Raw genomic sequence first — 22,849 nt, 5'->3', positions numbered from 1 at the left:
GCAAATCATTTTTTTGCGTATTAGTATACCATACTTTCTCCGATTTGGCTATTGACTATTTAAAAGAATATAGTAAGGTAGTTAATAAAGGATTTTTAAGGTGAAGATATGAAGGTACTTTTAACGGCAATCAATGCAAAATATATACATTCCAATCTGGCGGTTTACAGCCTGAAGGCCAACTGCGGCCCTTATGAGCCCCAGGTAAAGCTGATGGAATATTCGATCAATCAATATCCGGAAGAGATTTTTCAAAGCCTGTATCGGGAAAAGGCGGAAGTTGTCTGCTTTTCATGTTATATATGGAATATCGGCTTTGTGGAACAGGTCGCCGGATGGCTGAAACAGGTGGCACCCCGGACAGAAATATGGCTCGGCGGCCCGGAGGTTTCCTTTGACGTAGCGGAGCGGCTGGAGAAATGGCCTTTTATTGACGGCGTGATGTACGGCGAGGGGGAGGACACATTTCGGGAAATGATGGCCTGCTGGAACGGAGATATGGATGTGGAAAAGGTGCTTGGCATCGGGCACCGCCATAGAGATGACAGCGGCATCGGGGGCGCGGCCGGCAGCCGGATTCATGTGCACGGTCCGAGGGATTTTGTCGATATGAGCCGATTAAACTTTGTGTATACCCGCCCCGAAGACTTTAAAAATAAAATCATCTATTATGAGACAAGCCGGGGCTGTCCGTTTCAGTGCAGTTATTGCCTTTCCTCGGTGGAGAAAAAAGTACGTTTCCGGAATCTGGATTTAGTGAAACGGGAGCTGCAGCAGTTTATTGACTGGGAAATACCCCAGGTTAAATTTGTGGACAGGACATTTAACTGCCGGCGGGAACATTCCATGGAGATTTTAAAATTTATCAAAGCCCATGATAAGGGCAAAACAAATTTCCATTTTGAAATCACGGCGGATCTGCTGACGGAGGAAGAACTGGAATTTATGGCCGGATTGCGGCCGGGCTTGATTCAGCTGGAGATTGGCGTACAGTCCACAAACCCTCAGACAATTCAGGAAATCCGGCGAAATGTCTCTTTTGAGAAGTTAAAAGGAATCGTTCAGCGGATTCATGCGGGGAAAAATATCCATCAGCATCTGGATCTGATCGCGGGGCTTCCTTATGAAAATCTGGAGCGGTTCAAGCAGTCTTTTAACGATGTCTATGCTTTAAAGCCGGAGCAGTTTCAGCTTGGATTTCTGAAGGTGCTGAAGGGCTCCTATATGCGGGAAAAGGCGGAAGATTACGGGCTGGTTTATCAGCCGGAGCCGCCTTATGAGGTGATGGCGACCCGATGGCTTTCCTATGACGATATCCTTGTTTTAAAGGGCGTGGAGGAAATGGTGGAGGTTTATTACAACAGTCGTCAGTTTGAGAACAGCTTAGACTGGCTGGAAGGGCATTTTCCATCGGCTTTTTCCATGTATGAGCAAATGGCTCAATATTATGAGGAGCAGGGGCTCAATGGCGTCAGCCATTCACGGATGGCCAGATACGAAATTTTACTGGATTTTGTAAAAGAAAATCTTAAAATAGAAGAAACAGATATTTTTGTCCAGATATTGACTTATGATTTATATTTAAGAGAAAATGTAAAAAACCGGCCGGCCTGGGCATCCGGCCAGGATGCGTATAAGGCCCGATATGTGGAATTTTTCAAAAGAGAAGAGAACAGGGAACGTTATTTTTCAGGTTATGAGGAATATACGACAAAGCAGATTCAGCGGATGACCCATATCGAGCATTTTACCCGGGATATCCGGAAAGGAGCTGGCGGTGAAAACGGCGTATTTATCTGGTTCGATTATCTGAACAGAGATCCGTTGACCTATAAAAGCCGGACGGTTGAGGTGAAATTATGGTAAACTCTTATGTATGTTTTGATCTGGAGACGACCGGGCTTTCGCCGGAGAAGGATGAAATTATAGAGATTGGCGCCGTAAAGGTGGCGGAGGGCAAGGTGATCGACCGGTTTTCACGGTTTGTGAAGCCGGATAATCCCATTTCACCGCTGGTGACTTCTCTGACGGGCATCAGCAATGACATGGTGGCCAATGCAGGGCCGACGGACAGGACAATTTATGACTTTCTGTATTTTTGTGAAGAGTATCCGGTGGTCGGCCATAATCTTATGTTTGATTATCGATTTACATATCGGTACGCGAAAAAATATTATATGGATTTTAAGAAAGAAGGGCTGGATACACTAAAGATTGCCCGGAAGGTTCTGCCGGAGCTGCCGTCGAGAAGCCTGGAAAGTCTGTGTGATCATTATGGCATTGTGAATGTGTCGGCCCATCGGGCCTATCACGACGCGCTGGCGACGGCAAAGCTGTATCAAACATTAAAGTATTATTTCGGCGCCTCAGAGGCAAAGCTGTTCAATGCGGAGCCCTTGGTGTGGAAGCAAAAGAAAGTTCAGCCGGCGACAAATCGGCAAAAGGAATACTTGAAGGAATTGGCAAAATATCATAGAATAGAGGTTAACAGCGATTTGGAAAGCCTGACCCGGAGTGAGGCGTCACGACTGATTGATAAAATTCTTTTTCAGTATGGACGGATGGCGCGGTAATAAAATCTTCGGTCGGCGCAAGATAAGGAGTGGATAGAAAATGAATCATAAAACAAGACAGATGGTATCGAGAATTATTGTTATATTGTTAGTGGTAGCGATGGTGGCCGGAATTCTTGTTTCATTTTTATAATTTAAGGAGCTATTAACATGAAGATTGGAAAAGTACCGGAAAACGTTTTGAAACGCTCGGTATTTAAGCAGATAAAATTAAAAAGGGACGAGGTTTTAATCCATCCGGGGGTTGGCGAGGACTGTTCGGTGCTTAAACTGGCGCCGGACGAGGTGTTTGTTCTTTCAACGGATCCCATCACAGGGGCAGCCTCCGAGATCGGCACGCTGGCAGTCCATGTGACAGCCAATGATCTGGCTTCGGCCGGGGCTGAGCCGGTGGGGATGCTATTGTCCATACTTTTGCCGCAGGATGCGGAGGAGGCTGATTTAAAATCCCTGATGGGGGAGATTGAATCGGCCTGTGAACCATTAAATATAGAAATTATCGGAGGCCATACCGAGGTGACGCCGGTGGTCAATCAGCCGGTGGTGACGGTGACAGGCGTTGGAAAGGCAAAAAAGGATGCGGTGATCTTCACCAAAGGCGCCCAGCCCGGACAGGATATCGTGGTGACAAAATGGATCGGCCTGGAGGGAACGGCCATTATCGCCTCAGACAGAGAAGCAGAGCTTAAAAGCCGTTACAGCCGGGAATTTGTGGACAGGGCAAAGGGCTTTATTCAGTATCTGTCCGTGGTGAAGGAAGCGATGCTCGCCAGAGACTTCGGTGTCGCTGCGATGCATGATATTACGGAGGGCGGCATTTTTGGCGCACTCTGGGAAATGGCGGCCGCGGGAAATGTGGGCCTGACAGTGGATTTAAAAAAGGTTCCTTTAAAGCAGGAAACGGTGGAGATCTGCGAGTATTTTGACTTGAATCCTTATCAGCTTATTTCCAGCGGTTCGATGTTGATCGCCTGCGACCGGGGGCACGATTTGGTGGAACATTTGAAAAAAGCAGGCATCCACAGCGCGGTGATCGGCAAGTTTACGGATAATAATGATAAAATCATTGTTTATGACGAGGGGGAGACCCGTTATCTGGAATCGCCGAAAACGGATGAGCTTTATAAATTATACCGTAGCGCGCCCATGCGCAGCATTTAACATACGGGATGCCCGAATGGGCATACCTTATCGCGCGGAGCTTGACGTAGCACGCCCATGCGCAGCATTTAACATACGGGATGCCCGAATGGGCATAGATTTTCTTGGAGGATTAGTAAAATGAGTGAATTAAAAGAAAAGATTTTAGCGATTATGGAGAAGAACAGCAAAGTCAGTGTGGAGGACCTGGCCGTTCTTTTGGGGGATACGGAAGATAATGTATCCAGGGCCATTTATGAAATGGAGCAGGATAAGATCATTTGCGGATATCATACCCTGATCAACTGGAATAAAGTGAATAACGAGAAGGTTATCGCTATGATTGAAGTGCGGGTGACGCCGCAGCGCGGACAGGGATTTGATAAGATCGCGGAGCGCATTTACAATTTCAGTGAAGTGAATACGGTGTATCTGATTTCCGGCGGCTTTGACCTGATGGTCATGCTGGAAGGAAAGACATTGCAGGAAGTGGCGATGTTTGTTTCGGATAAGCTGTCGCCATTGGACTCAGTACTCAGTACGGCAACTCATTTTGTGCTGAAAAAGTACAAAGAACACGGGACAATTTTTGTTTCCCAGAGCCCTCGTGAAAGGATGTTGATTACACCGTGAAAAACATGTTAGCAGAACGAACCGTGAGGATTAAACCTTCGGGGATACGTAAATTTTTTGATCTGGTGTCCGAGATGGACGACCCGGAAGTGATTTCCCTCGGCGTCGGCGAGCCGGATTTCGACACGCCGTGGCATATCCGGGAGGAAGGCATTTATTCGCTGGAGCGGGGACGGACTTTTTATACGTCCAATTCCGGCCTGAAAGATTTGAGAAATGAAATATGTAACTATCTGAGACGGATGTATCAGGTTGAATATGATCCGGATACGGAGGTGATGGTGACGGTCGGCGGTTCCGAGGCCATCGATATCGGCCTGCGGGCTGTGTTAAATCCGGGGGAAGAGGTGATCATTCCCCAGCCGAGTTATGTGTCCTATGAGCCGTGTACTATTCTGGCCGGAGGCAAGCCGGTGATTTTGGAACTGCAGGAAAAAAATGAGTTCCGTTTGACAAAAGAAGAACTTCTGGCGGCAATCACGCCGAAAACAAAAGTGCTTATTCTGCCTTTTCCGAATAATCCGACGGGCTCGGTGCTTCGAAAAGAGGATCTGGAGGATATCGCCGAGGTTTGCATCGAGAAGGATATTCTTGTGATGTCCGATGAAATTTACAGTGAATTGACCTATGGGGCAAAACATGTAACAATTGCTTCACTTCCGGGGATGAAGGAGCGGACGATTTTGATCAACGGTTTCTCCAAAGCTTATGCCATGACCGGATGGCGTCTCGGCTATACCTGCGCGCCTCATGCCATATTAGAGCAGATGTTGAAAATCCACCAGTTTGCCATCATGTGCGCGCCGACCACAAGCCAGTACGCGGCGGTGGAAGCATTGAAAAAAGGGGACAGGGATGTGGAGGAAATGCGTGTTTCTTATAATCAGCGCCGCCGTTTCCTTGTACACACTTTCCGCAAGATGGGGCTGAAGTGTTTTGAACCTTTCGGCGCATTTTATGTGTTCCCGAGCATTAAAGAGCTGGAAATGACTTCGGATGAATTTGCGATGAAGCTTTTGGAAAGGGAAAAGGTTGCCGTTGTTCCGGGAACCGCTTTCGGCGACTGCGGCGAAGGCTTCCTGCGTATTTCTTACGCCTACTCATTGGATGAGTTAAAACATGCAACGGACCGCATCGCCCGGTTTGTTGCGGAAATTCGTAAAGAAAAGGGATTGATCTAGTTGCTGAATATTGTATTATTGGAGCCGGAGATTCCGGCAAATACGGGAAATATCGGGCGAACCTGTGTGGCCACCGGTTCAAGACTTCATTTGATCGAGCCGCTGGGCTTTCAGATCAATGAAAAGCAGCTTCGCCGGGCCGGAATGGATTATTGGAAAGATCTGGATGTGACCGTCTACGATAATTTTGCCGATTTCCTTGAAAAAAATCCGGAATGTCAGGGAAAACTGTATATGGCGACGACTAAGGCAAAACACGTTTATACGGATGTGGCCTTCGGGGAGGACGCCTATATCATGTTCGGCAAGGAGAGCGCCGGAATTCCTGAGGAGATTCTCGTGGAACATGAAGAATCCTGCGTGCGGATTCCAATGCTTGAAAATATCCGTTCCCTGAATTTGTCCAACTCTGTGGCTATTGTGCTGTATGAGGCCCTTCGCCAGCAGAACTTTAAACAGATGCAGCTTTTCGGTGAACTCCATCGGCTGCATTGGAAAGAATAAAAAAATCAAGATAAAAGCACCCGCCAAAGAGAGCTTAGATGGGACTTTGGCGGGTGTTTTTTAAAGAAACCTTGAAAACGTGATAATATGAAGTTGAATAATCGTTGAAAACGTGATAATATGAATTTAAAAAAACCTTGAAAACGTGATGACAGGTGGTGGAACGATGGAATTAAAGAGAAAAATTTATGACCGTATGCTGAAGTGGAAACAGGAAGACGCCGGTTGCACGGCGCTTTTGCTGGAGGGCGCCCGCCGGGTTGGGAAAAGTCATATTGTTGAGCAGTTCGGAAAGCGGGAGTATAAATCTTATCTTTTGATTGATTTTTCAAATGTTTCGAAGCAAATTCTGGATGTTTTTGAAAATGATTTTACGGAGTATGATATATTTTTCAGTAAGCTATCCGTATTTTATGGTGTAAAGCTGTTTCATCGGGAGTCTTTGATTATTTTTGATGAGGTTCAGATGTATCCGAAAGCCAGACAGATGATTAAGCATCTCGTGGCTGATGGGCGCTATGATTATATTGAAACGGGGTCTCTGCTTACACTGAAGCAAAATGTGGAAGGCATTGTTCTGCCTTCGGAAGAAGAACATGTAAGTATGTATCCTCTGGATTTTGAGGAATTTCTCTGGGCCATGGGCGATGAGGTAACAGTTCCATATATGAAGGATTGTTTTGATAAGCGGAAGCCGATGGGTGAGGCGATTCATCGCAAGACAATGAATCTTTTCAGACAATATATGCTGGTAGGCGGCATGCCGCAATCCGTAGTAGCTTTTATCGAAACAAAGGATTTTGAAAAGGCGGACCGGGCAAAACGGAGGATACTTAATTTGTACCGAAATGATGTCACAAAATTTGCGAAGGGCTATGAGAGTAAAGTTCTTTCTATTTTTGACGGTATTCCTTCTCAACTTTCAAAGCATGAGAAGAAATATTCACTGGCATCGATTCAGAAAGAGGCTCGGTTCAGAGAATATGAAGACGCCTTTATGTGGCTGGACGAAGCGATGATCATTAACACCTGCTTTAACTCTTCAGATCCCAATGTGGGGTTGAGATTGAATGAGGAGCGGATTACATTAAAATGCTATATGGCTGATACGGGATTGTTATTCAGTCATGCGTTTTCAGACAATGAGCTTATGGAAGAGGAGGTTTATAAAGCCATTCTATTTGACCGGATTGGATTGAATGAAGGCATGTTTTTTGAAAATGCGGCTGCGCAAATGCTGCGGAGCCGGGGACATAAGCTCTATTTTTATTCAAGAAGTGACAGGGAAAATTCGGAAAATCGCATGGAAATCGATTTTTTGATAAGCAAAAAACGGAAAATCTGTCCGCTTGAAGTAAAGTCCTCCGCTTATAAAAACCATGTATCGCTGGATAAATTTAAAAATAAATTTTCCGCAAAGACAGGAGAACGGTATATTGTTTATACGAAAGATTTAAAGGTTGAAGGGGACGTTGTCTGCCTGCCGATTTATATGCTGCTGTTTTTGTGATGGATGAATACAGAAAAATACAGAAAACACCCGCCGAAAAGTGCCCGGATGATGGGACTTCGGCGGGTGTTTTTTATGTGTGTCCAGCAACATTCATTTCTAAAAAAGAGTCAGAAAATTATTTCCACAAAAATAATAAAAAAGTGATTGAAAATTTCTTCCACATAATATATAATAATTACAGAAATTATTTTCAAAAGAGGAGGATAAAAGAGAAGGTTATATGAAAGACAATAAACCAGGTTTAGTAGTTTTAAGAGAAATCAAAAAAGAATTAACGCCGAAGGAGGTGAAAATTGTAGAATTTATTGAACAAAATCAAGAAAATGTAATGCGTTATTCGATTACGGAGCTTGCGATTAAATGTAATTCCAGTGAATCCAGTATTGTTCGATTATGTAAAAAAATTGGATATAAGGGATTTCAGGAATTTAAAATTGCATTAGCACAGAACACTTCCGAGAATTATAGTTCAAAGTATCTTCAACAGGATGTAGAGCCGGGGGATAGTAAGAAAGATATTGCAATAAAAGTTTTTAATGCATCAGCTCAGGCGCTTATGGATACAGTGACAATTCTGACAGAGGAAAAAATTGAAAATGGAATGAAGTTGATAGCCGAAGCAGAGAAAATTAGTTTTTTTGGTGTTGGAGGGGCTGGCGTTGTAGCGACAGACGCATATCATCGCTTTTGTAAATTAAAGAAGCCGTGTCAGCTGTTTACGGATTATTACAGTCAGGTGAATAAGAGCCTGGTTGCTGATGAACATGATTTAATTATTGCCATTTCGCATTCGGGAAAAACGAGAGACATTTTAGTATCTTTACAAAATGCAAAAAACAATAATGCAAAAATTATAGCAATAACACAATTTGGAAATTCCCCGATTACACAATTAGCGGATGTTGTATTCTTTACATCTTCAAAAGAAACGGCCTTTCGCCACGATGCTATGGCGTCACGGATTGCGGAAATGGCCATACTGGACAGTTTATTCACGTGTTCGGCCTTTGACGATTATCAAGAAGTAGTTGAGAGGTATGAAAGAAGTTGGGAAATGTTCCAAAGTACAAAATCCGACAATATTAAAAATATTAAAAAGTGCGAGAAGGGGGGAGAATAGAACGGTTCGGATAAAAACATGTTATCGGTAAATTATAAAAGTGATACACAACAGCAAGGAGGAAGAAGTTTGAAACGGAAAAAAATAGCAATAATATTGATGATAGCTATTTTGAGCTGTATGTTTAGTGGCTGCGGTTCAAAATCAAGCTCAGTGCAAACGCAGGCAAAAGAAGATAACTCTGAAACTGCAGCAGCTCCGAAGGAATTAGTTTATGCCCAGAGCATGGCAATTACATCTTTGGATCCTGCTGGAATGCAGCCACAGGGATATCCATCAGGTTATGAAGCGGCGTTTGCTGTGCATAATGGGTTGATTAGATTTACTGAGGATTTACAGTTTGAACCAGATTTAGCTGAAAGCTGGACAACCTCTGAAGATGGACTCACATGGGATTTCAAGCTTAGAGAAGGTATAAAATTTCATGATGGAACTCCGTTTAATGCAGATGCGGTTGTAAAACAGTATACTAGGATGATTGATCCTGATATCAACCTTGGAGCCTATTCTTTGTGGGAACCAATTGAAAAAATAGAAAAAGTATCAGATTATGAGGTAAAAATAGTAACCAAAACACCATATAGTGCTTTTTTGAATGTTATGGCACACGGCTCAGCCCTGATTCCTAGTCCGACAGCGGTAGAAGCAGATCCGGACAATTATGGCCTTGCGCCAGTGGGAACCGGTCCGTACAAGCTGGAAAAAATTGAACCCGGCACAGAATTAAGTTTGGTTCGCAATGATGACTACTATGAGGGAACGCCTTTATATGAAAGAGTTATTTTTAGATATGTAAGTGATCCTTCAGCGCGTATTTCAGCATTAAAAAGCGGCGATGTACAGGTCGCAGATGCAATCCCTGTGGAATATGCAGATGATTTGGAGGTGGATTCAAACATCAGATTGATATCTAAACCGGGTCTTCAGGTGTTTGGTGTCGGCTTGAATCAGAAAAATGAAATTCTTCAGGATAAGACGGTAAGACAGGCATTAAACTATGCAATTGATAAAGAGGCAATTGCAAAAACATTGTTTATGGGGTACGTGACTCCGTTGGCCGGACCTTTGGCGCAGAATACAGTGGGTTCTACAGAATTAACGCCATACACAGTCGATATTGAAAAAGCAAAAATGATGCTTGATGAAGCCGGATGGAAATTAAACGGCGATGTCAGAGAAAAAGACGGCAAAAAAATGGAATTCACTTTAATTGTTCCGGATGGAATGTATCCGAAAGATGTTGTTCTTACAGAAGTAATTCAAAGTCAGTTAAAAGAGATTGGTGTTCAGGTAACGATTAACAAAGTAGAAAAATCCACTTATTGGGATCAATTAAAGGTACCTGCAGATAAGACGGGTTATGATATGGCATTATGGGGGTATAATCCATCTCATGGTAATGGACAGATTCATATGGAAAATTTGTTTTCTTCAAATGCAGATGAAAACGAAAAACCAGGTTTGTGGAATTTCATATGGTATAACAATTCAGAAGTAGACAGTTTATTAACCTCCGCCAAAGAGCAGGTTGTAGAAGAAGAGTTTAATGCGACAATGAGACAGGCAGAAGAAATTGTCTGGGAAGAATGTCCATATATCTGGTTATATTCTAATAATATTATTTCGGCAACAACGGCGGATGTGGATAATGTTATAGTATTACCGGTAGTATTTACTCTGGTTCATCGCATGAAATAATATTATAAAATAATAAAAACCGGTACGGCGGATTATGCTTTATCGGTTTTTATTTTAAAAACAAGAATACAAGGGGGATTTGTATGTCTGGCTATGTAGTAAAAAAGCTATGTAATCTTGTTTTTCAGGTGTTTTTGGTGGTATCACTTATGTTTATTTTGTTCCGTCTGCTCCCGGGGAATCCGGCATCGTTGATTTTAGGACCGGGGGCGACACAGGCAGAGGTGGATAATCTCAGAGAGACTATGGGATTGAACCAAAGTTTGGGTGTACAATACGTAAATTACCTGAAAAATTTGCTGACTGGTGATTTGGGATTTTCCTATTCCTATAATCAGCCGGTTTTTGAAGTAATTAAAAATCGAATTATCCCTACGCTGCAATTGATGGCAGGCAGTATCCTGGTTTCTGTTGTAATTGGTGTTAGTGCAGGTATTTTTTCAGGGGTATACCCGGATTCAAAACTCAGCAAGGTTTTGCTGATGCTGTGGGTATGCGTATTGGCAGTACCCAATTTTTGGCTGGGCCTTGTTTTGGTTCAGATCTTTGCGGTGAAATTAGGCGTATTACCGGCAATTGGATATGGCTCATTTTATGCAATGATATTGCCGGTGTTGGCAATCGCGGCGAGACTTATTGCTTTAATTGCGAGAATTACCAGATCTGCGGTTATGGAAGTAGTTAATGAAGAATATGTAAGATTCGCGGAAGCTAAAGGAATGCAAACAGGGGTTATTATTTTTCGTCACATATTGAGACCGGCTCTTCCGCCAATAGTGACAATGGTTGGTATGCAGGCAGGGTATCTGCTGGGGGGATCTGTTGTTATTGAAAATTTGTTTTCCTATCCGGGAATGGGACAACTGTTATTGGCGGCTGTAAGTTTCAGAGATTATGAGTTAATGCAGGGGATCACGTTCTTTTTTGTACTGGCGTTTCTGAGTATAAATTTGATTGTAGATTTATTGTATGGACAGATTGATCCACGAATTCGGCTGGAATAGGAGGGACAGGCGTGAGAGAAAAGTCAATAGGGAAAAAGAAGCTGTTTCGTTTTTTTAAGGATCGAAGCCTGGCAATCGGAGCGGGTATTATTATTATTTATGCCGTACTTGTATGCATTGTTCCTTTTTTCTTAAAAGGGGAAAGTCAGAATTTGGCGAATGCTTTGCATAGACCGGATAGAGAATTTTTATTTGGAGCAGATGAAGCGGGAAGAGGCTTATTCAGAAGAGTTCTTGAGGGAGGACGGATTGATTTGATGATTGCGGTATGTGGGGTGTCTTTTGCTTATATTCTCGCTCTTCCTTTTGGATTGTGCGCCGGTTATGTGGGAGGCAATGTGGATAGGGTAATTTCTGTTGTCTCGGAATCTATTCTTACATTCCCATCTATGGTTCTTTCTATTTTTGTTGTAACTATTTTTGGATCCAGTTTTTGGGGGTTGGTATTCACGATTGCTGTTACTCAGGCACCGCAGTTGATCAGGTATATCAGGGGCTTTGTAATGCAGGTCAAAAATTTAGAATATATCGAAGCTGGAAAAGCAGTAGGAAGTACCACATATTTTATTTTGACGAGGCACATTATACGAAATATTACAGGAAATACGGCAGTAATTTTAAGTTTGATGGCCAGTGAAGCGTTGCTTGTTGCGTCCGCATTAGGTTTTTTGGGATTAGGGGTTCAGCCGCCTACAGCAGAATTGGGAACAATGTTAAGTCGGGGACGCATGTATTTTGATATGGCGCCTCACCTTATGATTTTCCCGGGATTGTTTATTGCAATCTTAATTTTAGGATTTAATTTGTTGGGAGACGGAATCAGAAACAGACTGGATTCTAAAAAAACATAATTTACAAAAACACGAAAACAAAAGAGTACTTAGAAATGGAGCAAAGAATGGATAATATGGATAAATTGATCAGATTGGGAGAAGTCATCGACGCGTTGGTTGCAAAAGATTATACGGCGAGAGGCATTTCTCATGAATTATATGCTCAGGTGTATGGAGAGAGAAAAATGCCGCTTGCCATGGGAGCAGTACTTGCATTAAAAGAACGTATGAAACCGGGAAGCCGTGTATTGATTTTTACCGGATGGCCGAGCCGTTCCTGGCTGATCTCAGGATTAACGGAAACGGATGGGCCGGTAGGGGCAGCTATTCTGGCACGTGCTCTGGAAGAAGCTTTTGATGTTATTCCGATTCTTGTTATGGAAGAAAAATTATATAAATTCGGTGCTGCGGGCCTGAGAGCCGCGGGGCTGATCGTATCTGATTTGGAGACGGCATTAAAATCAAAACCGGGGCCACCGAAAGCCTCTGTTTCGACAGTGATCAGTTTTACCACGGAAACAGAGAAAGCGGAATCAGATGCAAAAAAATTGCTTGATAAAATAAGACCGGATGCGCTGATTTCCATAGAACTTCCAGGAGCAAATAAAGAGGGCGTTTATCACAATGTAACCGGCAGAGAAGTACCGACAGAGTTGGTCATCAAAGCAGATTATTGTATGAGAGAGGCCAGAGAGAGAGGAATTTTAACCATTGGCATTGGAGACGGCGGAAATGAGCTGGGTATGGGCAATGCAGCAGGAGCAATTATTCGGTATTTAAAAAATGGCGACATTGTAGTTCCGGCTACGAAAGTAGATCATCTTGTTGTATCCTGCATCTCCAATTGGGGAGCGCTTGGCATGGCGGCATGCATATCAGCCGCAGTAAATAAAGCAGAAATATTTGATCACATAGATATCGTTCGAATCACAGATGCCTTAGTGGATGCAGGGGCAATTGACGGGTTGACCGCATATGTGGATCCTAAAAATGATGGAACTTGTCATAAAGTGAATGTAGGATTGACGGAAATAATGTCTATGACAATACATATGCATATGGGCGGATGGAATAAGAATTGACAGAAGGAGAAGAGATATGAATCCATATGAGACAATAGGATTGCCTAAGATTATTAATGGGGCTGGAAAGATGACATATTTGGGGAGCTCTGCAATTGAACCGGATGTCATTGAAAAAATGGGGATGGCTGCTCAAGGATACGTGGATATGGAATTGCTGAAACCAAAGATTGGAAAATTGGCAGCTCATTTGGCAGGTGCGGAAGCCGGCTGTGTAACCGCATGCAGTGCCGCGGGAATTGTGATTTCTGTTGCATCGGTATTAACCGGAGGAGATATGTATAAGGTAGAAATGCTCCCGGATGTGAACTGGATACCGAATGAGATTATTATTCAAAAAGGTCATATGGTTAACTTTGGCGCCAATATTGCTCAGGCCATTCGTTTGACCGGTGCAGTTGTTAAAGAGATTGGAATGGTAACAGGGACAAAGGAGTATCATTTACTTGGCGCAATTAATGAAAGAACGGCTGCGGTTGTGTATGTAGTTTCCCATCATGCGGTATCGAACGGCATGCTTTCTTTGGAACAGGTGATTAAAATCGCGCATGAACACAACCTTCCGGTAATCGTAGATGCTGCCGCAGAAACGGATTTATTATATTATGCAGAAAGTGGAGCGGATTATGTAGTGTTCAGCGGTCATAAAGCTATTGGCGGGCCGACCTCGGGTTTAATTATCGGGTCTGAAGAGCGGATGCATAACTGTCAGATTCAGGATAAAGGCATTGCCAGAATGATGAAGGTAGGAAAAGAAAATATTATGGGTCTTTATTTTGCTCTGGAGCAATACAGCAGGCGAAATGAGGAACAACAGGTTGCAGGATTTGAGAAAATTGCAAATGAATTACAGCGTCTTTTATCAGATGTAAAAGGAATTACGACCAGAATCAAGTGGGATGCAACACGCCCGATTCCCCGTGTACAGCTAATACTTGGGGAAAATTGTAAATTGACCGGAAAACAAATGATTTCAGAATTAGAAGGCGGCAATCCGTCAATCAGAACAAGAAATCATCTTGTGGATGAAGGAATTATTCAATTTGATCCGAGAGAGTTGAAAGAAGATGAATTGCCTGTCATAGCAAAACGAATCTTTGAAATATTAGATTGATTTTTTACAGGTGTAAGGTTTTGTGTCTGCACAAAGTGAAAGGAAAGGATATAACAATGGAACAGATGTTTAAAGATAGTATTGGCGGAAAAATATTGATTAACATTCAGTGCTTTAGTGTCGAGCAATGTCTTGAGGCGAGGGAGCGTTATGGAAATGTCTTTTTAACGGGAGTCACGGCGAAATCTTTCTCTGAGTTGGAAGACGGTATTCGAACTGTTCAGGCCTTGCAGGAAAAAGGAATCCGTGTATCGGCGGGGCTTGGCGATGGAGCCTCCACCCAGTGGGAACGAGCTCTGAAGCTGGCATTGAGCTGTAACACGGAACATTTAAATCAGGTTTTTCCTGCGGCAGCTTTGGCACAGAGATTGATTGATGAAAAAGGAAATCGAACAATAGCAAATGCGTTAATTAAACCTACCGGCAGGGTTGGTTATGTGCAGATTGGAACCGGCCCAATGAGCGAGAATGAAGAGGCTGTAGTGCCAATCCGTGCTGCGGTAGCCATGCTCAAAGAAACACATGTCAAAAGTTTAAAGCTTTTCCCGGTCAAAGGGCTGCAGCATTTAGAGGAACTGGCAGAAGCGGCACGCGTTGCCGGTGAGTTTGATATGATGATAGAACCAACAGGTGGAATTACGCCGGATAATGTGGGAACTGTTGTTCGGACATGCCTTGAGGCCGGTGCAAAATATGTAATGCCTCATCTTTACGGTTCCTTAAAAGATGAGAAGGGGTCATTGAACTTTGAGAAAATGGATAAAGCTGTAGCAGAAATTAAAAGGGCTCTGAAATGATAAATGTCCAACTTAGAAAAAGATGTATTTTGGCGGTAGATTTGGGCAGCACAAACATAAAGGCTGCATTGATGGATTACGACGGAGCACTTTTAACAAAAACAAGTATAAGAACTCCAAAGATATATGATCATTTTTATGTCGAAAGTTCTGCAGAGGCGCTATATCAGGCATTTAATGAGGCTGTTCGGGGAGTTTTATCAGAGAAATATCAGGTGGGGGCAATCTGCATTTCGTCGCAAATGAATAGTTTGCTGCTTCTTGATGAAAACAACCTTCCATTGGCAAATATGATTTATGGGATAGATACCAGAGGAGAAGGATTTATCGAATCACTTACAGAATTAATATCGCGGGAAGAAATATATAAAAACACAAGTTGTCCGTTGAACGGTATATATTGGCCGGGAAAACTGCTGTGGATAAAAAAATATTGTCCGGAGGTTATGAGTAGAACGAGATATATCATGGATGCTAAAACCTATCTATTGTATTGTTTAACCGGAGAACGGGTAATCGATTGTGCTTCGGCATCAACGACACAACTCTATTGTCAGAAAGACGGGCAATGGTGGCAGGAAATGCTTAAAGTATTGGATGTTCCCGAAGAGATGCTTCCTGAAGTGAAGAAACCATATGAACTGGCAGGTATACTTAAGAAAAAAGTGGCCAATACCTGGTCGATAGATACAGTTCCGGTGCTGGTAGGAAGTGGTGATGGACCGGCGGCAAATATCTCATCAGGCGCAGTATTGAAAGGCGACTGTTGCATTTCGCTTGGAACAACAGCAGTTTTGAGATATCTGACAGATACAAGCATTACTCCTGCGGATAATTTTTTTTCACAACATTTGGACGGAAATCTCTATTTGCAGGGAGTACGAATAAATGAAGGTGGAGACAGCGCAGAGGAATATATACGGCTGGCAGGAGGAGTGGAAGGTCAAACAGAAGGCTGTGTATTTAAAAATGGAGTGTTTTATCCCCATGCTCCAAGTGAAAACGGCGGGAAGATGACAGCTGTCCTGAATGGTATTTTGTTTCAGATTTATAATGAGGCTCAAACATTCATAAAAAAAGAGGAAATAAAACGAATATTTGTTACCGGAGGCAGCACAGTAAATAAAGGGTTTATGCAGCGAATTTCAAATCTTTTTGGGATGCCTGTTTTTATTCTGCAAAATGGGGAAACGTTTGCCGGTTTAACAGCACTGGTACTGATATATGAGAAGAAGGCAAGTCAGTTGTATGAAGCTATTTCACAGCTTTCTTTAAAGCAAGAAATATTTCTGCCTGAAAACGATATTTCTTTAAAGCAGGAATGGGAAATATATAAGAATCTATAGAAAAAGGCAGGTGCGAATGTTGAATGAAGAATTACTTGTAGTAAAAGATTTGAGGGTGAGCTATCCGGCAGTTAATGGACGTGCGGCAGTCGTGGAAAACGTGAGTTTTTCGCTAAATAAAGCTGAAATTATAGGCATTGTTGGAGAATCCGGATGTGGAAAAAGTGTCACTTCCCGTGCAATTATGGGAATGGTGAAAAAACCCGGACAGATTGACCGGGGATCTATCCTGTTTGATGGAAAGGAATTGACTCAGCTGTCAAAAAAAGAATATACAGCACTCAGGGGAAAAGAGATTTCCATGATTTTTCAGGAACCGATGACAGCATTAAACCCGGTATATACCATTGGCGAACAGATGGCGGAGTGTATTTGTAAACATTTGAAATATAATAAAAAAGAGGCGTTGGAATATGCGACAGAAATGTTGGAGAAGGTAGGAATTTCTATGCCGAAGGATCGCTTGAAACAGTATCCATATGAATTATCCGGTGGAATAAGGCAGAGAGTTATGATTGCCATTTGCCTGTCATGTCATCCAAAGTTACTGATTGCAGACGAACCGACAACAGCGTTGGATGTAACCATTCAGGCTCAGATACTTCGTTTAATGCAGGAACTTTGCAAGAGTGGAGATATGAGTACGATTGTAGTTACGCATGATATGGGTGTTGTATCTGAATTATGCAGCAGAGTTATTGTTATGTATGCGGGAAATGTGGTTGAGACAGGAGCATCGGATAAAATTTTCAAAAAGCCATTGCACCCATATACAAAAGCTTTGTTGAAATCAATACCAAAAATTGGAGAAAAAGGGGAAAAGCTGTACGCTATTCCCGGAACAGTGATTGCGCCCGGTGAGCGCAGTGCGGGGTGCCGATTCTGCAATCGGTGCGAGTGCTGCCGGGAACGATGCAAAACAGAAATGCCTCCTACAATTACAATGGATGGCGGGCGGACAGTAAAATGTTGGCTTTATGAAAATGCCAGGGGGGAATAATGATGGAAATTTTATTAGAAGTAAAACATTTAAAGAAATATTTTCCTGTCCGAAAGGGGTTAATGAAAAAGGTTGTTAAAACGGTAAAAGCCGTAGATGATGTCAATTTCAAACTTTTTAAAGGTGAGACGCTTGGAATTGTCGGCGAGTCCGGCTGTGGGAAAAGTACTATGGGAAAGTGCCTGATAGGTTTGCTGCAGAAAACAGATGGATGCATTGAGTTTGAAGGAAGGGAAATCGGAGATCTGAATAAAGAACAGCTCAGAGAATTAAAGAAGGATATGCAGATTATTTTTCAGGATCCCTATGGGTCTTTAAATCCCAGATTTCGAGTAAGAGAAATTATTGAGGAACCCATGATTGCCCATGGTGTGAAATCTGCTCAGGAACGCAGACAGAGGGTGGAACAGCTCCTTTGTGATGTGGGTTTGGGCAAAGAATATATGGAGCGGTGGCCTCATGAGTTTTCAGGTGGACAAAGGCAGAGAATCAGTATTGCCCGCTCTCTGGCTTTGAATCCGAAATTTATTGTCTGCGACGAAGCTGTTTCCGCCCTGGACGTTTCCACCCAATCACAGATTTTGAATCTTTTAAAAGAGCTTCAAAGAAAATATGAATTATCCTATCTTTTTATTTCTCATAATTTGAGTGTTGTTAATTATATTTCAGATCGCGTTGGAGTTATGTATCTTGGGAATTTGGTGGAACTGGCGCCGGTAGATGAACTTTATAATAATAGTCTGCACCCTTATACGGAGGCTTTGCTTTCTGCAATCCCTCAGATAGATGAAGAAACGCGAAAAGAAAAGATTGTTTTAGCTGGCGATGTACCCAATCCTTCTGCACCGCCAAACGGCTGCAAATTCCATCCGAGATGCAGATATTGTCAGGATATATGTAAAACCCAACAGCCGGAGTTTAGAACTGTGGGTAAAGACCATATGGTAGCATGCCATTTTCCGTTGGGGATAAGTGTAAAATAAAAAATCTGTTATAGAAAATACTCTTGCCGGTTTTGGGGAGCGCCGAATGAAAGTGTTGGACGAACACCTGAAAATGTGGACGCAGTACGAAAAACACAAAGGAACTCGCCGCCTGGTATCGGGAAAATCTGAAAGCTGCTGGCGAACTGATCACTCTGAAGAAATGGCAGGCTGAAGCGGATAAACTGGCCGCACAGAATTTCTTCCATGCGGCGGCCTGTGTTTTTCATTTTCCAAATAAATCGCTGTGCGTCCCGGTGCGGGCCAGTGTCAGTACCAGCACATCGTCCTCAATGCGGTAGATCAGCAGCCAATCCGGGAGAATATGGCACTCGCGGTGTCCTGCCCAATTCCCGGTGAGGGCGTGATCTTTGCACTTTTCTGGCAGCGGTTCCCCCATTGCAAGAGCGGCGATCACATTTTCCAACAGATTGATTTTGAACCCTCGCTTTATTGCCAGCTTGTAGTCCTTTTTGAACTGCGTGGTGGTTTTGACAGTATACTTTGTTTTCTTCATGCTTTCAGGTCTGCAAACAGCTCATCCAAATCGGTATAACCTTTCACAGACGGGTCTTTTGCAATCCTTTCCGCTTCCAACATGGCGGCAATAGTTTCCTTGTTGGGCTGATTCAGAGAAATGTTAAAGGGAATCCCGCCCTCGCGAAGCGACTGACGGACAAAAATGTTGAATGCCGTAGACAGGTTCATGCCGAGTTCCCCAAACAAGGCGTCGGCCTGTGCTTTCAAATCCGAATCCATGCGGATGCTGATGTTTGTGGTAGAGCCAGCCATACAATCATCTCCCTTCTTGCTGGTAGTTACAGTATATGCTGATTGCACGAAAAACGCAATACTTTGCACGAATAATTAACAGAAATTTCATTTAATCAAAAAACATAAGAATCTGAAGGTTTGGGATAAAACGAATCATATAAGAGCTTTTTCTCAGGCCTTCCGGATATCGGTTTCTGAAGTAGGTCAGAGCTTCTTCCAGAAACTCTTCAGTAACACCGATATGTTCAGCGATCTCATAGCGATTCCGGCATCCGGCTTTAAAGGCCGAATACAAGTCTTCCGGGGAAATCATCTTTTTATAGGCCCAAATTCGGGCTTTATACTCCTGTTTTCGGTTTGCCGTCGAAGATTGATCAAGGATGTCTCCGAAAGAAGTTTCGTGATGTCCCAATTCTTCGGCTAAAACACAGGTTTTTCATTCCTGTCTCAGGAAAGGCAAATGATTCCTATGTTATCAGCGGATGGGGCTGTGGAAACCCGCTTCCTAAAAATGATAACCGGGCCTTTGGCGTTGAACTGGAATTTACCTATTCAGATGGAAGCAAAGAGGCATTTACGGGGAATTTTGCCAGCGATTCGAATCAGTGGCAGTATGTAAATAAAGTGGTTGTTGCAAAGAAAGATTATACCTCTGTCAAGGCAAGTTATCTGTTAAAAAACAATGCGAATAAAGTTTATTTTGACGGACTGTCGGTGTACCGGGATGAATATTGGCCGAGTTTTACCTATGATGAAGATGGAAATGTTATCTCCTGCACGGATGCTGGAAATAGAAAGACGACTTTTGCATATGATACAAATAGCAATATTACAAAAATTGTGACGCCATCTGGAAATGATTTTAAATATGTATATGATTCTAAGCATAATGTTACAGAAGCAACGACAGCAGGGAATCGTAAATATAAGTTTACTTATGACGGCTATGGAAATGTAGTATCATATGAAATTGTAAATCCAGACAATGAAAAACAGTTTATTAAGAAGGAGTATATATATACTCCGGATGGAAATTATCTGGCTGAAGAAAAGGATTACTTTGGTAATAAAGTTTCCTATGAATATGATACAAATACTGGAAATGTAATATCGATTACAGATGCTAAAGACAGAAAAACAAGTTATACTTATGATTTGATGGGGAGAGTTGTTTCTGTTAGTAAAAACAATAAAGTAATTGACCTTAACCTTCCGATTACCCAGAGCTATGTATATGAAAAAGACCAGATAAAGACAATTACCCATAATGGTATGGGGTATGCGTTTGCTTATGATGGCTTAGGAAATATGACTCAATCTAAAGTGGGCAATCAGGTAATTACAACTAATACATATAAGGCTAATAGTAATCTGGTTGACACAGTGATTTATGGTAATGGAACAGGAGTCAGTCAGGAATATGATAAATACGACCGTATAAGCAAAAAATATTCTGTCCAGAGTGATGGAACTAAATCTGAGTGCTTTGAATATATCTATGACAATGAGGGAAATCTTTCCTATGTTATTGATAAAGATAACGATGAATGTATGCACTATTTGTACAATGCGGCAAATCAGATGGTACGGGTGGAGAATAAGGATAACCATTTTGTTCTTTTTAATTATGATGAAAATGGCAAATTAAAAAACATCAGACAAAACTATGGAGAAGAAACAACAGAAAATTCCTATGAATATGATGCTGATTACCGGGAGACAAAAATGACTACGTTGGGAGAGAAACATTTGACATCCACGTATGATATGTTTGGCAGATTAACCTCTCAAATGTGGGATACAACCAATATGTTTACAACATCTTATGGGTATAGATTTGGAAGTAATAATACATACACTCCGGTTATTGAAAGTATTAGAAACAATGGAAGAGGCATATCATATCTTTATGATACAGATGGTAATATCAAGGAGATTTCTACTAATTGGACCAAAATAACATATGAATATGATAATTTTGGACAGTTAATACGTGTTAATGATAATGATACGGGTCATACGACACTGTACACTTATAATGCCGGGTGTAATATGGTTTCGGAAAAAGTGTATGCTTATACAACGGAAGCCGTTCCAACGACCGCTCTCATTAGCGAGAAAACATTTACCTATGATTCTGTATGGAAAGATAAAATGCTCACATGTGGCGGAAAACCGTTAGCCTATGATGCTATTGGGAATCTGACATCTTATGATGGTACGACTTTCACATGGAAAAATGGAAGAGTGTTGGCGGGTATTACAAAAGCAGATGGAACAGAAATAAACTATACGTATAATCATAATGGAAAACGCAATTCAAAAACGATTGGAGCTGTCAAAACTCAGTATATGTATGTAGGGAATCAGCTTATGAGAGAAAAATCAGTCAATACCGATATGAGGTTCTCATACAATACAGAGGGAATTGCAGTGGCTGTTCTTTATAACGGGACGGAATATTATTATGTAAGAAATCTCCAGAATGATGTTATCGGCCTGATTGATGCCAGTGGAGAATGGGTTGTAGAATACCAGTATGATGCATGGGGTAATATACAAAGTGTTTTCGGTTCTTTGGCTAATACATTGGGGAAAAGTAATCCGTTAAGATACAGAGGATATTACTACGATGTAGAAACCAATCTGTATTATCTTGGCGATAGATATTATTCTCCAGAATTGAAGCGGTTTATTAATGCAGATATTCTGGCCGGAGTTGTAGGACAGCTTGGAACCCATAATCTATTTGTGTATTGTTTGAATAATCCGGTGAATAATACAGATGCGGGAGGAAATATGTCTGTACCACTCCTTATTGGTGTAGGAGTAGTGGCAGCTTTAAAATTATCAGAGACAGCTCGTAAAACTCAAAAAGTTTCAAATTCTATACAATATGATATAGAAACTGAACATTGGAATCTAAGTGTTGAGGCTTTAGGAATAAAATTTAGTATTAGCGAAAGTACTACAAAGAAGTTGAATGAAGCCAAATCAGGTGATTATATCCATACAAAGTTCAGCGAGGGCCAAATTACGGCAAGTGCAGGCTATAGAACCGCGAAATTTAGAGGCGTGGGCATGTATTCAGAAATTAATCCAAGTACGGGAAGTTTTGGTGGTGGCCTTTATACGGCAACGAAGCAATCATTAGTTGCAGTTGACAAAAATGGATTGGAAATAGGATATAGTGAAGAAACACTTTGTGGAACAAATTTAAATTTATCCCTTCACATTAGTGATGAAACTATGTTATTTTTATCAGCAGCGGCAGTTACTGTGGGGGTAATGGCGATGGTTACTATGGCACCGGCAGCAGCAGTTACTGCTACAGTGGGTACAGTAATAACTGCAGCAACAGCAATTGTGAATGGCTTATTTAATTTCGGGCAAGCACTAAGGCCTATTTTGGGATAAAAAGTGTCCCCTTGATTTCAATAAAGAATGAAGTCAAGGGGATTTTCTATATTGTTATTGCAAAATAAATGATTTTTGGACTATAGACAATAGAGGGAGAAATAGCTATAATGAAAATAATAATTAATTACGCGGAG

Annotated in this window: 21 protein-coding genes and 1 pseudogene; 18 read left to right on the top strand and 4 right to left on the bottom strand. The window is 42.1% G+C overall.

Annotated elements, in window-relative coordinates:
- Positions 1-108 precede the first annotated feature (108 nt).
- From ACMN7X_RS07290 to ACMN7X_RS07210, 17 genes are all read left to right on the top strand, one after another.
- A complete protein-coding gene (locus ACMN7X_RS07290; protein WP_418746808.1) occupies positions 109-1,866 on the top strand; it encodes a B12-binding domain-containing radical SAM protein in 1,758 nt (585 codons plus the stop codon).
- Entirely contained in the window at positions 1,860-2,573 is a 714-nt protein-coding gene (locus tag ACMN7X_RS07285) for an exonuclease domain-containing protein (RefSeq protein ID WP_418746807.1), read from the top strand. The genes ACMN7X_RS07290 and ACMN7X_RS07285 overlap by 7 nt, the downstream gene beginning before the upstream one ends.
- A gap of 150 nt (positions 2,574-2,723) precedes the next feature.
- Positions 2,724-3,734 (top strand): AIR synthase family protein, encoded by a 1,011-nt coding sequence (locus ACMN7X_RS07280; RefSeq protein ID WP_418746806.1) that lies wholly within the window; start codon positions 2,724-2,726, stop codon positions 3,732-3,734.
- A gap of 120 nt (positions 3,735-3,854) precedes the next feature.
- Positions 3,855-4,346: an Lrp/AsnC family transcriptional regulator gene (locus tag ACMN7X_RS07275; protein WP_418746805.1), complete on the top strand. Its 492-nt coding sequence runs from the start codon at positions 3,855-3,857 to the stop codon at positions 4,344-4,346.
- Between the two features lie 5 nt (positions 4,347-4,351).
- The gene (locus tag ACMN7X_RS07270) at positions 4,352-5,527 is read left to right on the top strand and encodes an aminotransferase class I/II-fold pyridoxal phosphate-dependent enzyme (protein ID WP_418746897.1); all 1,176 of its coding nucleotides are present in this window, start codon (positions 4,352-4,354) and stop codon (positions 5,525-5,527) included.
- Positions 5,528-6,031 carry a tRNA (cytidine(34)-2'-O)-methyltransferase gene (locus ACMN7X_RS07265; RefSeq protein WP_418746804.1) on the top strand — a complete coding sequence of 168 codons (504 nt, stop codon included), beginning with the start codon at positions 5,528-5,530 and terminating at the stop codon, positions 6,029-6,031.
- Between the two features lie 166 nt (positions 6,032-6,197).
- Positions 6,198-7,541, top strand: coding sequence for an ATP-binding protein (locus ACMN7X_RS07260; RefSeq protein WP_418746803.1), 1,344 nt, complete (start codon positions 6,198-6,200; stop codon positions 7,539-7,541).
- A gap of 223 nt (positions 7,542-7,764) precedes the next feature.
- Entirely contained in the window at positions 7,765-8,664 is a 900-nt protein-coding gene (locus ACMN7X_RS07255; protein WP_418746802.1) for a MurR/RpiR family transcriptional regulator, read from the top strand.
- 69 nt (positions 8,665-8,733) lie between these two features.
- Entirely contained in the window at positions 8,734-10,362 is a 1,629-nt protein-coding gene (locus ACMN7X_RS07250) for an ABC transporter substrate-binding protein (RefSeq protein ID WP_418746801.1), read from the top strand.
- 83 nt (positions 10,363-10,445) lie between these two features.
- Positions 10,446-11,366 (top strand): ABC transporter permease, encoded by a 921-nt coding sequence (locus ACMN7X_RS07245; RefSeq protein ID WP_418746800.1) that lies wholly within the window; start codon positions 10,446-10,448, stop codon positions 11,364-11,366.
- A gap of 11 nt (positions 11,367-11,377) precedes the next feature.
- The gene (locus ACMN7X_RS07240) at positions 11,378-12,217 is read left to right on the top strand and encodes an ABC transporter permease (protein WP_418746799.1); all 840 of its coding nucleotides are present in this window, start codon (positions 11,378-11,380) and stop codon (positions 12,215-12,217) included.
- Between the two features lie 35 nt (positions 12,218-12,252).
- The gene (locus tag ACMN7X_RS07235) at positions 12,253-13,281 is read left to right on the top strand and encodes a glutamate cyclase domain-containing protein (RefSeq protein ID WP_418746798.1); all 1,029 of its coding nucleotides are present in this window, start codon (positions 12,253-12,255) and stop codon (positions 13,279-13,281) included.
- A 16-nt stretch (positions 13,282-13,297) separates the two neighbouring features.
- Complete coding sequence (locus ACMN7X_RS07230; RefSeq protein ID WP_418746797.1) at positions 13,298-14,395, top strand: aminotransferase class V-fold PLP-dependent enzyme; 1,098 nt, start codon at positions 13,298-13,300, stop codon at positions 14,393-14,395.
- Positions 14,396-14,451: 56 nt separating this feature from the next.
- A complete protein-coding gene (locus ACMN7X_RS07225; RefSeq protein ID WP_418746796.1) occupies positions 14,452-15,192 on the top strand; it encodes a KDGP aldolase in 741 nt (246 codons plus the stop codon).
- A complete protein-coding gene (locus tag ACMN7X_RS07220) occupies positions 15,189-16,538 on the top strand; it encodes a xylulokinase (RefSeq protein WP_418746795.1) in 1,350 nt (449 codons plus the stop codon). Before ACMN7X_RS07225 ends, ACMN7X_RS07220 begins: the two co-directional genes overlap by 4 nt.
- 16 nt (positions 16,539-16,554) lie before the next feature.
- The gene (locus ACMN7X_RS07215) at positions 16,555-17,538 is read left to right on the top strand and encodes an ABC transporter ATP-binding protein (protein WP_418746794.1); all 984 of its coding nucleotides are present in this window, start codon (positions 16,555-16,557) and stop codon (positions 17,536-17,538) included.
- A 2-nt stretch (positions 17,539-17,540) separates the two neighbouring features.
- Positions 17,541-18,521 carry an ABC transporter ATP-binding protein gene (locus ACMN7X_RS07210; RefSeq protein ID WP_418746793.1) on the top strand — a complete coding sequence of 327 codons (981 nt, stop codon included), beginning with the start codon at positions 17,541-17,543 and terminating at the stop codon, positions 18,519-18,521.
- Between the two features lie 8 nt (positions 18,522-18,529).
- Here the strand turns inward: ACMN7X_RS07210 and ACMN7X_RS07205 are convergent, their stop codons facing one another.
- The 4 genes and pseudogenes from ACMN7X_RS07205 to ACMN7X_RS07190 form a co-directional block, all read right to left on the bottom strand.
- Positions 18,530-18,730: a hypothetical protein gene (locus ACMN7X_RS07205; RefSeq protein WP_418746792.1), complete on the bottom strand. Its 201-nt coding sequence runs from the start codon at positions 18,728-18,730 to the stop codon at positions 18,530-18,532.
- Between the two features lie 17 nt (positions 18,731-18,747).
- Complete coding sequence (locus ACMN7X_RS07200; protein ID WP_418746791.1) at positions 18,748-19,038, bottom strand: type II toxin-antitoxin system YafQ family toxin; 291 nt, start codon at positions 19,036-19,038, stop codon at positions 18,748-18,750.
- A complete protein-coding gene (locus ACMN7X_RS07195; RefSeq protein WP_178041161.1) occupies positions 19,035-19,313 on the bottom strand; it encodes a type II toxin-antitoxin system RelB/DinJ family antitoxin in 279 nt (92 codons plus the stop codon). The genes ACMN7X_RS07200 and ACMN7X_RS07195 overlap by 4 nt, the downstream gene beginning before the upstream one ends.
- 91 nt (positions 19,314-19,404) lie before the next feature.
- Positions 19,405-19,716 (bottom strand): annotated as a pseudogene (locus ACMN7X_RS07190) (hypothetical protein); the annotation flags it as partial.
- A gap of 203 nt (positions 19,717-19,919) precedes the next feature.
- Here ACMN7X_RS07190 and ACMN7X_RS07185 point away from each other — a divergent pair.
- Positions 19,920-22,712, top strand: coding sequence for an RHS repeat-associated core domain-containing protein (locus ACMN7X_RS07185; protein WP_418746790.1), 2,793 nt, complete (start codon positions 19,920-19,922; stop codon positions 22,710-22,712).
- Positions 22,713-22,849: the final 137 nt, after the last annotated feature.

Source organism: Frisingicoccus sp. (assembly GCF_048388605.1).
In the GTDB taxonomy this organism is placed as follows: domain Bacteria; phylum Bacillota; class Clostridia; order Lachnospirales; family Lachnospiraceae; genus Frisingicoccus.
This window is presented reverse-complemented; position numbering and strand designations above follow the sequence as displayed.